This is a genomic window from Glaciimonas soli (assembly GCF_009497155.1).
Lineage (GTDB): Bacteria > Pseudomonadota > Gammaproteobacteria > Burkholderiales > Burkholderiaceae_D > Glaciimonas > Glaciimonas soli.
This window is the reverse complement of record NZ_WINI01000004.1, coordinates 428,394-440,272: the sequence shown is the minus strand read 5'-3', so window position 1 is coordinate 440,272 and position 11,879 is coordinate 428,394. Positions and strand designations below refer to the sequence as shown.

Genomic DNA, 11,879 nt, shown 5'->3' with positions numbered 1-11,879 from the left:
TCATACCCTCGCTTTCAAGACTGCAGGTTTGGTCACCCAATAGCCGGGTGCCGCACGACAGTAAGTCGGCACCACTACCGCGTCGCGCACCTGATCGAACATTAACGCCGATTCAAACGCGATCACTTTGCCTTGCGGGCCGTCGCCAACCACACCCAGGTACCATGCACTAATGATTTTATGCAGCACCGCATTTAGCTCTGCATTGTTGGCCACAGCAGCAGCTAATGCATCAACATTCTTGAGTTGATGCGCTTTTGCGAACTGCCATAATGCGGCGGCCTGTTTCTGAAACTCAGGGGCTTGCGCACTCAATGCAGCGTAGGTGCGGGCGCTGGTCTGCGGCTGAAGCTTCTGATTGGCCGTCAACAAAGTGGATAAAGCCAAGAAATCACTGTCAGCTGGCGAAGCTTGCGTCGCTGCCGCGTTTTGTACCGTATTTTGTGCCGCTGCCTGCTGTAGCCAGCGCGGCGCACTCATTACGGCAAAACTCCCGCCGGCCAATAGCAAGACATTGCGTCGCGAAAGTAGCGGTAAAGCATGGTTCTTATCTGAAGATGATGCGGTATGCTGTTGCGGGGAATCTGAAGAAAGCGGATCGCTGACCAGCCCGCTTGGTGAAGATGAATCAGGTGGACGTTGCATCATGTTGCGAGTCCTTTCTGCCGTATAGGTGATCTGATTATACTAAGGGCGGTATAAAAGCCAAGCTTAATTTTTAAGCCATACGTTTTTTGAATTCCCCTATCATCTTTCGGTTATTTTAATCCACTAGAGATTTACACGATGCAGCAACGAGTTTGGCATTGTATGCTCACAAAACGGCGAAGTGCGGAACGCACGAAGTTAGCTTCCGAGATGATTGAACATATGTAATCTATTTGATATCTACGCCATAAGAGCCTGAGCATACAATACCATTCCCAATACTACCTGCCTGACATCAACTGAACCATGAAAGCCATCGCTCCCGGCACTGTTATTTTCCATCGTTACCGTGGTTACGGCGTGATTACAGCTGTTAACTTGTTGACCGGCTGGATATCCGCAAGGTTTGGCAGCGAAGTGCGGACGCTGGATTTGAACCTGTCGTCCGATGAAATACAACATGCTGACGGCGAGCAAATCATGTTTCGTCATGCACCGCCAGATCGGATGCCACATGCGCGTTTAATGGCGATGGTGCGGCAATTACACCAAGCCGGGTATCAACGTCTGTATCTCTATAGCTGGCCGAAGCCGTCGGGCTTGCACTGGCGCTGGCAATTATTTTGTGGGCATCGCAGCTGGATGGACAGACCACGACGTGAAGGCTGGTACGGCTCTGGTGCCGATTACAATTTCAATCCCATTCTTGGCTGGGGTGACCAGCCCGGCGCATCAGCACATGAATTAGTCAGCGCTTTAGCGCGTAGCGATCCGCACGGTCTGGCGCAGGCATTGGGTCAGGATGAAGATCATGCCAGGTGGTTTGCCATGGTCTGCGATGCACTCTTGCCTGATTACGCATACAGTCTGGCCTGGGATACAGACCATAGCAATCCGGCCAGCCATGTGCTGATGCCCGCAAGCCTGCCGATTATTCCTGTGCGCAAAGGCATTCCTGAATACAGCGGCGCTCCATTACCCTGGCCGCCCGGCTGGGTGGGGCTGTGGCAGCGTCAGGAAATGGTTACGCCTGCTACCAAAATTATGCCGTTGATTTTGCCTGCTGGTAGTCAGCTAGAAGATGATTAAATTGAGTTAAGACAAATCGCGTTTCAGTTTATTCCGCTCAGAAATCCGGATTATAAAATGTTGGGCTTTTCAGCCCAACAACTTCTGAAATTGCTTAATTTTTCATCGTCTCAGGATTCAATACATGCTGTGGCGCACCTTTTGCAAAATCTACGATGTTTTGAAACGCTGCGCGGAAATACAATTCGTAGCTATCTTTTTCCACATAGCCCAAATGCGGTGAAGCCAGAACGTTTTCCATCCGTAGTAACGGCGCATCATGCGGCAAAGGTTCTGTTTCATACACATCAATCGCTGCAAAACCGGGACGACCTTGTTGTAATGCCGGTAACGACGCGTCGCTTGCGACTAGTTCGGCACGACTAGTATTCACGAAAATCGCGGTCGGTTTCATCAGTGCCAAATCTTGCGCCGTCACGACACCACGTGTCGAATCGTGCAGGCGTAAATGTAATGACAGCACATCTGCTTCAGCAAAAAACTGCTGTTTCGATTCCGCCACCAAATAGCCATCTTGCGACGCTGCAGCACGGCTCATGTCGCCGCCCCACACCATCACGCGCATGCCGAACGCTTTGCCGTAACCAGCAATTATGCGGCCAATTTTCCCGTAACCCCATATCCCTAAGGTTCGTCCTTTTAACACCGTACCAAGTCCGTTATGTTGCAGATCGCTGGCCGAGCGTTGCCACTGACCTTCACGCAAATGTTGCACATATTGTGGAATGCGTCGTGCGCTGGCCATGATTAATGCCCACGTCAATTCAGCCGGAGCAGTCGGGTCGCCAATACCTTCTACGATGGTGATGCCGCAATCGGTCGCCGCGGCGACATCAATATGACCGCTGACTTTGCCAGTCTGTGAAATCAATTTCAAGTTGGGTAATTTTTGCAGCAATGCTTTGGGAAGTTCGGTACGCTCACGTATCAACACTAACGCATCAAACGGTGCCAGTCGAATCGCTAGCTGACCAACGCCGCGCGCAGAATTGTGGAACACTTTGACTTGATGGTCGGCCAATAATCCAAAGCAGTCCAGATGGCGGACGCAATCTTGATAATCATCGAGGATGGCAATTTTCATATGATCTTTCAATAATATTTTCTTAATAAAATCGGCACAAACCGCAGTTCACGTAATAAAGCAACGGCATAAAAGGAATGGGATATACCTTACTACAATACTTGGTCATTATTACTACATATGCGGTGTACAATCGCCAAACTTTTCCTGTCAATAGCTGGCCTAATATGGTCAGTATACGAAATAGTCGTCTGACATTTTAGCTTTTTGTGTAGCCGCGAGAAGAGCGATCACAGAACTGCGCATGACGCCGTTATTGACACCAGAAATACTTAGGATTTACGCCAAATTAGTCCAGCAAGGCGTGTCGTGCGCAGACAGTACGGATGTACGGCAAATAGGCACAACGCTGCTGGGGCAATTTTGACTAAGTCCTGATACAGAATTTTTCTTAGCTTGGAGTATCACCATGAACCATCCTCAACCTGTTGGCATCAGCACCATTAGCGCACCAGCCTATGTTAAACAACAAAAACTGATCAACTGGGTCGCCGAAATTGCGGCGCTGACCAAACCTGCCCGCACCTACTGGTGCGACGGTTCGCAAGAGGAATATGACCGTCTGTGCAACGAAATGGTCGCCGCCGGCACCATGAAGAAACTCAATCCGGCACTGCGCCCGAATAGCTTTTTGGCTTGCTCCGATCCTACCGATGTTGCACGTGTAGAAGACCGTACTTTCATTTGCTCGGCAAACAAAGAAGACGCAGGTCCAACCAACAACTGGACGGATCCGACCGAAATGCGCGGTACGTTGAACGGTTTGTTCGACGGTTGCATGCAAGGCCGTACGATGTATGTCGTGCCATTTTCGATGGGTCCACTGGGCTCACCGATTGCGCACATTGGCGTTGAATTATCCGATTCTCCTTACGTCGCCGTAAACATGCGCATCATGACGCGCATGGGTAAAGCAGTGTATGACGTGCTCGGCACTGATGGCGCCTTTGTTCCTTGCGTACATACCGTCGGCGCACCATTGACTGCTGGCCAGCAAGACGTGGCATGGCCTTGCAATAAAACCAAATACATCGTGCATTACCCGGAAACCCGTGAAATCTGGTCGTTCGGCTCCGGTTACGGCGGCAATGCTTTGCTGGGCAAAAAATGCTTTGCATTACGCATCGCTTCGACCATGGGTCGCGATCAAGGCTGGTTGGCAGAGCACATGCTGATCCTCGGCGTAGAATCGCCAGCAGGCAAAAAGCATTACGTCGCAGCAGCGTTTCCATCCGCATGCGGCAAAACCAATTTCGCTATGCTAATTCCGCCAGTAGGTTTCGAAGGCTGGAAAGTAACCACCATCGGCGACGATATCGCCTGGATCAAACCGGGTGCGGATGGCAAGCTATACGCGATCAATCCAGAAGCAGGTTATTTTGGCGTGGCTCCGGGCACCAACGAAAAAACCAACTTCAACTGCATGGCATCCATGCGCGACAACACAATCTTCACCAACGTCGCCTTAACGGACGATGGCGATGTCTGGTGGGAAGGCATGACCAAAGAAGCACCGGCCCATTTAATCGACTGGCAAGGTAATGATTGGACACCGGCGATCGCTAAGGAAACCGGCGCTAAAGCCGCGCATCCAAATGCGCGCTTCACCGTAGCCGCAACACAGAATCCTGTGATCGACGCCGCCTGGGATGATCCTGCTGGCGTACCAATTTCCGCATTCATCTTTGGTGGCCGTCGCTCCACTACTGTCCCGTTAGTGACAGAAGCACGTAACTGGGTCGAAGGCGTCTACATGGCCGCAACCATGGGTTCTGAAACGACTGCCGCCGCAGTTGGCCAACAAGGCGTAGTACGCCGCGATCCTTTCGCGATGTTGCCGTTCATTGGCTACAACATGAGCGATTACTTCCAGCACTGGCTCAACATGGGTCGCAAAATCGCCGCATCGCCTGCCGAGTTGCCAAAGATTTTCTGCGTCAATTGGTTCCGTACGGATGCCGATGGCAAATTTGTCTGGCCGGGTTTTGGCGACAATATGCGCGTTCTGAAATGGATGCTAGATCGTTTAGAGAATAATGCTGGCGGGGTTGAACATTTGTTCGGTGTAACACCACAGTTTAATGATCTGCAATGGGATGGTTTGAATTTCACCGAAGAGCAGTTCAATCAGATCACATCGATTGACAACGCTGCATGGAAAGCTGAAACAGCGCTGCATACGGAGTTATTTGAGAAGTTGAAGCATCACTTGCCGCAGGAGTTGGTTGAGGTTAAAGCGAAGCTGGAAAAACGTTTAACGCAGTAATTTCCCGGCACTGTCCGCTCTATAAAAAGCGCCATTGATTGAATCAATGGCGCTTTTTTTGTTTTGTATTCGACACTCTCAACACAAAAAAATCCCCACGAGCCATCAAGCTGGTGGGGAAATCCACCGAGGAGGGTGGAGGAGACATTCGGCAATCATGCTACATGTTGCGTGTTCAGTATTAAGGCCAGCGCAGTAAGCGTAAGTCGGTGGCAATCGCGACTTGACTACCGTCCTGATCATTGGCTTTGCGATGCAATAATTTTCTTTCAGTTGCGTTGTGCTCTGCGATACGTTGCTCTAACGATTTACGAGGCTTCATCAACAACAATGCGGCGTGCAAAATCCCGGACAACAGCGGCTTAAAAAGCATCAATAATGCGGCAATCGCGGCTAACCCTAGCAGCGGCCAAAGAATGGCAGTGATCTTTGTGAGCTCAAACGGTAAAGCAAACCAAGCCGTTTCAGCGAAAAGCAAAGTAAGAAAAGACATGTTATGTGTGTGAAGAATAGCATTAATTATATTGCAGTGCAGTATATTTAATTTGCATCTATTATGCCAATTATTGCTGTCGATAACAGTTATACCGATAAGCAATAAGACTAATGTTTCACACTGTTTCCAATATAGTCGCAATAATTTGCAATTGGAAATATAAAATGCCTATCTGTTGCTTAATCACATCTATCAAGCCATGCTCCTGCGTACAGACACCTTTAACGGTATTTGACGCTGCGCACGCGACGTAAATCATTTTTCGCAATACACCATCAAAAATCTTACCTCAGCGTTTTTTTTCAAAAACTACGCCACAAACCATCTCAAATGAAATTTAATTTCCGGTATTAAATTGTGAACGATTTTGCAATGGCGGTAACTGTAAACAATGCCAGTATCCAACATCATTTGTATCGTTTTTAATATTGCGAAGCAGCATTTTTGTTATTATTTGAAATTATATTTGCCTTTTAGTGCAAGAGTTATAAACTTCGTGAATACCGATCTTTCCTAAAACAAAATACTAGAGACATGAGCTTCCTTACGCTGGATTTAAATTTGCTGCGCGTCTTTGATGCCGTCATGACCGAGCAAAACCTGACGCGTGCAGCCAATCGCCTGGCGATGACGCAGCCTGCAGTCTCCAATGCATTAAAGCGTTTGCGCGAATCGCTCAATGACGAATTACTGATACGCACTGCGCATGGCGTGAAACCGACTCAATATGCGGAAGAAATCTGGCCGGCGATACGCCGTGCATTGATTGAGCTGGAAACCGCCATTGCGCCAGAGGCGTTCGATGTCGCACGCGCGCACATTACCTTTCAAATGGCGATGGCTGATGCGACTGCGGTGTTGTGGTTACCGGATTTGATCAACACGATAGAACGCGATGCGCCAGAATTAAACATCCGCATGGTGCCTTTGACCACCCGCGATCCGCGTCAGATGCTGGTGCGTGGCGATGTCGATCTGGCGATCGGTTTTTTCCCCGGTGTGACTGAACAATTATCAGGCAGTCAAACCACATCGGCTTCCCCCATTCACCACGAGCGACTGTACACCGGTGAATACGTCTGTGTGATGCATAAAGACCATCCATTGGCGCAGGAACCATTGACATTAGATAGCTACTGCAATGCCCATCATTTGCTAGTGAGTTTTTCTGGCCGCGCCCATGGCTTAATCGACGAAACCTTGTCCGCGATGGGACGCAAGCGTCGCATCCTGCTAACGGTGAATCAATTTTTCACAGCTGGCCGAGTGGTTTCCAGTTCCGATTTGATTACGGTTTTGCCACGTCATTTGATTGATTCCACTGGCATGAGCGATGTATTGGTGGCACGTGAGTTACCTTTCCAGACACCGGATGTACATGTCGATATGCTGTGGCATGAACGTGATGTGCGCAATCCTGGCCATAAATGGTTGCGCGCGCATCTGGTTAAAACTGCACACGATAAATTTAGTCATATCACCGAAGCAAGCCACAAAGAATAAGCCATATGCAACTGCTAGATCACGTCTCCATTTCCGTTCCCGATCTCGATGCAGTGCGGTCGTTTTACGACGCCATCATGGCGACATTGGGCGCAGAAAAAGTGTACGACTTAGCTGGCGATGCGATTGGTTACGGCGCGCGTTGCAGCGCAGGCGAGGAACAGCATACCTACCTCGCCATTTTTCAATCAAGCACAGCCAATATCGACTTCAAACGACACTGGTGCTTTAAAGCTGCTGACCGCGCCCAGGTGCATGCTTTTTTCAAAGCAGGATTAGCGCATGGCGGCAAAGACGGCGGCGCTCCCGGAGTGCGTCCACATTACCATCCAAACTACTTCGCGGCTTTTTTAGTCGATCCATTCGGGAATCGGGTTGAGGCGGTTTGCCATCGTGCGGAATAATTGAAATTGACATAGTGTCAGTATTTAGTTAAGTTAACAACAACTAAAACAACGAGACATTGTTATGACACGCTTACTTTCCAAATCATTTCCCTCACTCATTTCCACCGTTTTCATGTGCGCTGTCAGTACCGCCGCGATCGCGCAGTCCACACCTGCACTGACGACGCGCGAAGGTGATTTCGTTGTACATGATTTCAAATTTGATTCCGGCGAAACGCTGCCAACGCTGAAGCTGCACTACACCACGCTGGGTACACCAAAACGTGATGCTGATGGGCATGTGACCAATGCGGTCATTGTCATGCATGGCACCGGTGGCGACGGCCATCAATTCCTGCGACCACAATTTGCCAACGTCTTGTTTGCGCCGGGCGGTTTGCTTGATCCCGCAAAAATGTACATCATCCTGCCGGATGGTATCGGTCATGGGAAGTCATCAAAACCCAGCGATGGCTTGCATGCGCGCTTTCCCAAATATGACTATGGCGATATGGTTGCCGCACAATATGCTTTAGTTACACAAGGTTTGGGCGTCGATCACTTGCGCTTAGTCATGGGGACGTCGATGGGCTGCATGCATTCATTTGTGTGGGGTGAAAACTATCCATCGTTTATGGATGCGCTGATGCCATTGGCTTGCCAACCGGTACAAATTGCCGGACGCAATCGTGCCTGGCGTAAAATGATTATTGATGGGATTACCAATGATTCGGCGTGGCAAGGTGGTGAGTATAAAAGCCAGCCGCAACAAGGATTACGCACTGCTGCAGATATGTTGTTGATCGCCGGTAGTGCATCACATCAGCTGCAAAAAGAATATCCCACCGCCGATGCGGCGGATGCATATGTCACCGAGCACGTGAAAAAAGACCTTGCTACGCTCGACGCCAACGATGTGCTGTATCAGGTCAGCGCATCGCGCAATTATGATCCGTCAGCAAATTTAGATAAAATTACGGCGCCGGTAATGTGGGTCAATTCGGCAGATGATTTTATCAATCCTCCTGAGACTAAGATCGCCGAAGCACAGGTGAAAAAAATCAAAAACGGGCGCTACGTTCTCATTCCGGCCAGCGATCAAACGCATGGTCATGGGACGCATACCTACGCAGCGGTCTGGCAATCTTATTTGGCGCAATTATTGAAAGAAACAGAGAAGAAATAAATATGACGCTTAGAAAACAAGCTGAGCAGGAATTTGCGCGCTATTTGCAGCATTTTCCTGCTGAAAAAGAAGGGCTAACCGCACTGGCCTCACAGTTAGAAACGGATACCGCAGATGTCGTTGACCGCAAAAATATGCGCGGTCATATCACCACCAGTGCATTCGTGATCGACCTCGCGGCATCACCGACACCGTTAGCGTTATTGATACATCACAAACTGTATGCCTTGTGGCTGCAACCGGGCGGTCACTATGAAGGGACGGTGCCTTTGTGGCAATCGGCACTGCGTGAAACTGAAGAGGAAACCGGAGCGCAAAATGTACAACTACATCCCTGGTTTGATCTCCACAAAGCGCCGTTTGATATTGATTCGCATGCGATAGCGGCGCAGCCTAAAAAGAATGAAGGCCCTCACATACATCATGACTTCGTTTATTTGCTCACGGCAGATTCCACATTGCCACTCACTGCACAAGAAGAGGAAGTCTTTGATGCGAAGTGGTTTCCATTAAGCGAACTAGGCAATCACAACGATGTGAGATTCAAGCGCATTTTGCATAAGATGCGGCAGCAAAATATCGTGACGTGATAAGCGTTTATTCTTGTTCGAACAAGCGCTTGTTAGTCGTCTTGGCTCTGTTATCTAACAACACCCATTTTCCCTTAACTGACGTAAAGATATATCGCCCATCCGTTGACTGATAACGCGGATGTCTTTGGCTCCACTTATTGCGTTGCAAAGTCAGGACTAAAGAGGGCGAAAATCCACCGCCAAAGAATTCGACTTTCTTTTTTTCTGGGTTCATCCAGAAAAAACCCGCCTGCGTCGTGCGACGCAAATCATTCAGTCTTGGTCGGTATGAGAAATACTGTACACATTCATTTTGCAAAACTGACCAGCTATAACCGGTTGACGGCTTACAGCCATGCGCATCTACATCTGCACCGACGATGACGGGTTGATTATTTTCTGCAGCGTGTGCAATACCTGATGTCAAAGAAAATGCGAAAAATAAACCAGAGAAAAATTTTATCGCTTTCATTCTTACTCCCTTAAGTATGTCGCTGGAATTCCGCCAACGCGTGATATTGCTGTTCCAGCTGCTGAGGAATCGCAGCATAAATCGGCCACAACCGTTTATAAATAGCGACATTTTCCGGATTAGGTTTGTGCTGATGCGAAGACCCCACCATCTGCGCTATCGCATCCAATGAAGTTATACGACCCAAGGCATACAAGCCCAACACTGCCGCCCCCAGACAAGATGATTCGACGCTTTCCGGGACGACCACTTCACAGTTAAAAATATCGGCCATCATTTGACGCCATAAAGGAGAACGGGCAAAACCACCTGTTGCCATCATGCGTTCTGTTGTACCTATCATGTCTTCGAGCGCTGGCAGAATGCTGTACAAACTGAAAATCACGCCCTCCAATGCGGCGCGTATCATGTGCGGTTTGCCATGATGCAGCGCCAAGCCAAAATAAGAGCCACGCGCATCGGCATTCCACAATGGTGCTCGCTCGCCAGCCAGATACGGATGGAATAGCAAGCCTCCGGAACCCGCACTGACATTAGCGGCAATCGCCATCAAAGCATCGTAAGGATCATCTCCTCGCTGTTTTGCGGCTGACGTTTCTGCAGTTGCCAATTCGTCCCGCACCCAACGCAAAATGCTACCGCCGTTATTGATGGGACCACCAACCACCCAATGTTTTTCAGTCAAGGCATAACAGAAAGTACGTCCGGCAGGATCTGTCTTAGGCTGATCTATCACCGTACGCATCGCGCCCGAGGTACCAATCGTGACTGCCACCTGACCCGGTGCAATCGCATTGACACCGAGATTAGATAACACGCCATCATTGGCACCTATGACAAATGGTGTATCAGGCAGCAAACCGAGTTGCTGCGCCATCCCTGGTGTTAAACCGTGCAATTGATGCGTAGTCGGAACCGGCTGCGACAGCTGCGTCGGCGTAATGCCAATCATAGCCAATGCTGCATCGTCCCATGCCAAATTCTGCAGGTTAAACATCCCGGTTGCTGATGCAATCGAATGATCAACCAGCCACTCTCCGAATAACCTGTGCAGCACATATTCTTTGATGCCGACAAAGCGTGCACTACGTGAAAAAATATCGGCATGATCATGCCGCAACCACATTAATTTGCACAGTGGTGACATCGGATGTATCGGTGTTCCGGTGCGCAGATAAATCGCGTGGCCATCCATCTCATCACGAATTTTATTGGCCCAGGCACTTGCGCGATTATCTGCCCATGTGATGCTGTTGGTCAGCGGCTGGTGTTGTGCATCTATCGCAATTACGCTATGCATCGCGGCGCTAAACGAGACCAGAATGACTTGTTCTGCGCGCACATTTTCCAGCGTGTGTGCTTGCGCCGTCGCTTGCCGTATTGTCGTCAGTACTGCGGTATAAATTTGTTCCGGATCTTGCTCCGCCATGTCGGTAGCGGTACATAACAGCGGATATTCCACGGTATGTTGCGTCACGACTTTGCCTGCAGCGGAAAACATCACGGCTTTGGTGCTGGTGGTGCCGATATCGACACCCAACATATATTCTTGGGACTGCATTGACTACCTAGCTTTGAAAATATTAGGGCTTACGCAAACTGTCTCGACAAAGCATGCCGCAGACATAACACCATTGAGGTGATTTTGCATAAGGCCGATGATTAACGAATCGGCAAACGGGTTGTATGTTTTACTTCTTCCATCACCGCATAAGTGTGCGTCTCGCGTACACCTTTCAGTTGGAGCAAGGATTTGCCAAGAAATTCGCGATAAGCATTCATATCTTTGACGCGCGCTTTGACCAGATAATCGAAGCCGCCCGCAACCATGTGGCATTCCAACACTTCCGGAATAACTTGCACGCTTTTACTGAACGCATCGAACACTTCGGGAGTGGTGCGATCGAGCACGACCTCAATAAACACCAGCAACGCAACATCTAGCAATTGCGGATTAAGATGTGCGCTGTAATGCAAGATATAACCCGCATCTTGCAATTTACGCACCCGCTCCAGACAGGCCGCAGGGGACAGGTTGACCTTGGCAGATAAATCGACGTTGCTAATACGTCCATCATTTTGCAGCTCTACCAAGATCTTTTTGCTAATTTTGTCGAGCATGGGATTTATCCGAAAAATATTATTCGGCCAAATTTTCTCATTATTAAGAAAATTTT

12 protein-coding genes are annotated in these 11,879 nt (G+C 49.2%); 6 read left to right on the top strand and 6 right to left on the bottom strand.

Going from position 1 to position 11,879, the window contains the following annotated elements; all coding sequences use genetic code 11:
* Positions 1-648, bottom strand: a complete 648-nt coding sequence (locus GEV47_RS10345; protein WP_153234669.1) for a sorbitol dehydrogenase family protein — start codon at positions 646-648, stop codon at positions 1-3.
* A gap of 306 nt (positions 649-954) precedes the next feature.
* Here GEV47_RS10345 and GEV47_RS10340 point away from each other — a divergent pair, with 306 nt between their 5' ends.
* Positions 955-1,737: an L-asparaginase gene (locus GEV47_RS10340; RefSeq protein WP_153234668.1), complete on the top strand. Its 783-nt coding sequence runs from the start codon at positions 955-957 to the stop codon at positions 1,735-1,737.
* Positions 1,738-1,831: 94 nt separating this feature from the next.
* Here the strand turns inward: GEV47_RS10340 and GEV47_RS10335 are convergent, their stop codons facing one another.
* Entirely contained in the window at positions 1,832-2,821 is a 990-nt protein-coding gene (locus tag GEV47_RS10335) for a D-2-hydroxyacid dehydrogenase family protein (RefSeq protein ID WP_153234667.1), read from the bottom strand.
* Between the two features lie 409 nt (positions 2,822-3,230).
* On the opposite strand from GEV47_RS10335, the gene GEV47_RS10330 reads away from it, so the two are divergent.
* On the top strand, positions 3,231-5,087 hold the full coding sequence (locus GEV47_RS10330) for a phosphoenolpyruvate carboxykinase (GTP) (protein ID WP_153234666.1): 1,857 nt from the start codon (positions 3,231-3,233) through the stop codon (positions 5,085-5,087).
* 181 nt (positions 5,088-5,268) lie between these two features.
* Here GEV47_RS10330 and GEV47_RS10325 read toward each other — a convergent pair whose 3' ends face one another.
* Positions 5,269-5,580, bottom strand: coding sequence for a hypothetical protein (locus GEV47_RS10325; protein WP_153234665.1), 312 nt, complete (start codon positions 5,578-5,580; stop codon positions 5,269-5,271).
* 537 nt (positions 5,581-6,117) lie between these two features.
* On the opposite strand from GEV47_RS10325, the gene GEV47_RS10320 reads away from it, so the two are divergent.
* The 4 genes from GEV47_RS10320 (at position 6,118) to GEV47_RS10305 (ending at position 9,248) form a co-directional block, all read left to right on the top strand.
* Complete coding sequence (locus GEV47_RS10320) at positions 6,118-7,086, top strand: LysR family transcriptional regulator (protein WP_153234664.1); 969 nt, start codon at positions 6,118-6,120, stop codon at positions 7,084-7,086.
* 5 nt (positions 7,087-7,091) lie between these two features.
* The gene (locus GEV47_RS10315; protein WP_153234663.1) at positions 7,092-7,490 is read left to right on the top strand and encodes a VOC family protein; all 399 of its coding nucleotides are present in this window, start codon (positions 7,092-7,094) and stop codon (positions 7,488-7,490) included.
* Positions 7,491-7,554: 64 nt separating this feature from the next.
* Positions 7,555-8,658, top strand: coding sequence for an alpha/beta fold hydrolase (locus GEV47_RS10310; RefSeq protein WP_194270632.1), 1,104 nt, complete (start codon positions 7,555-7,557; stop codon positions 8,656-8,658).
* A 2-nt stretch (positions 8,659-8,660) separates the two neighbouring features.
* Positions 8,661-9,248 carry an NUDIX hydrolase gene (locus tag GEV47_RS10305; protein WP_153234662.1) on the top strand — a complete coding sequence of 196 codons (588 nt, stop codon included), beginning with the start codon at positions 8,661-8,663 and terminating at the stop codon, positions 9,246-9,248.
* A 7-nt stretch (positions 9,249-9,255) separates the two neighbouring features.
* On the opposite strand, the gene GEV47_RS10300 is transcribed toward GEV47_RS10305, so the two are convergent.
* From GEV47_RS10300 to GEV47_RS10290, 3 genes are all read right to left on the bottom strand, one after another.
* Positions 9,256-9,702: a hypothetical protein gene (locus GEV47_RS10300; protein WP_153234661.1), complete on the bottom strand. Its 447-nt coding sequence runs from the start codon at positions 9,700-9,702 to the stop codon at positions 9,256-9,258.
* Between the two features lie 10 nt (positions 9,703-9,712).
* Positions 9,713-11,263 (bottom strand): gluconokinase, encoded by a 1,551-nt coding sequence (gene gntK / locus GEV47_RS10295; protein ID WP_153234660.1) that lies wholly within the window; start codon positions 11,261-11,263, stop codon positions 9,713-9,715.
* Positions 11,264-11,364: 101 nt separating this feature from the next.
* Entirely contained in the window at positions 11,365-11,823 is a 459-nt protein-coding gene (locus GEV47_RS10290; RefSeq protein WP_153234659.1) for an Lrp/AsnC ligand binding domain-containing protein, read from the bottom strand.
* Positions 11,824-11,879: the final 56 nt, after the last annotated feature.

What these genes read in the sequence shown, in the direction of transcription:
- GEV47_RS10345 (WP_153234669.1), bottom strand. Translation starts at nt 648, where the DNA reads ATGATGCAACGTCCACCTGATTCATCTTCACCAAGCGGGCTGGTCAGC.
- GEV47_RS10340 (WP_153234668.1), top strand. Translation starts at nt 955, where the DNA reads ATGAAAGCCATCGCTCCCGGCACTGTTATTTTCCATCGTTACCGTGGT.
- GEV47_RS10335 (WP_153234667.1), bottom strand. Translation starts at nt 2,821, where the DNA reads ATGAAAATTGCCATCCTCGATGATTATCAAGATTGCGTCCGCCATCTG.
- GEV47_RS10330 (WP_153234666.1), top strand. Translation starts at nt 3,231, where the DNA reads ATGAACCATCCTCAACCTGTTGGCATCAGCACCATTAGCGCACCAGCC.
- GEV47_RS10325 (WP_153234665.1), bottom strand. Translation starts at nt 5,580, where the DNA reads ATGTCTTTTCTTACTTTGCTTTTCGCTGAAACGGCTTGGTTTGCTTTA.
- GEV47_RS10320 (WP_153234664.1), top strand. Translation starts at nt 6,118, where the DNA reads ATGAGCTTCCTTACGCTGGATTTAAATTTGCTGCGCGTCTTTGATGCC.
- GEV47_RS10315 (WP_153234663.1), top strand. Translation starts at nt 7,092, where the DNA reads ATGCAACTGCTAGATCACGTCTCCATTTCCGTTCCCGATCTCGATGCA.
- GEV47_RS10310 (WP_194270632.1), top strand. Translation starts at nt 7,555, where the DNA reads ATGACACGCTTACTTTCCAAATCATTTCCCTCACTCATTTCCACCGTT.
- GEV47_RS10305 (WP_153234662.1), top strand. Translation starts at nt 8,661, where the DNA reads ATGACGCTTAGAAAACAAGCTGAGCAGGAATTTGCGCGCTATTTGCAG.
- GEV47_RS10300 (WP_153234661.1), bottom strand. Translation starts at nt 9,702, where the DNA reads ATGAAAGCGATAAAATTTTTCTCTGGTTTATTTTTCGCATTTTCTTTG.
- gntK (WP_153234660.1), bottom strand. Translation starts at nt 11,263, where the DNA reads ATGCAGTCCCAAGAATATATGTTGGGTGTCGATATCGGCACCACCAGC.
- GEV47_RS10290 (WP_153234659.1), bottom strand. Translation starts at nt 11,823, where the DNA reads ATGCTCGACAAAATTAGCAAAAAGATCTTGGTAGAGCTGCAAAATGAT.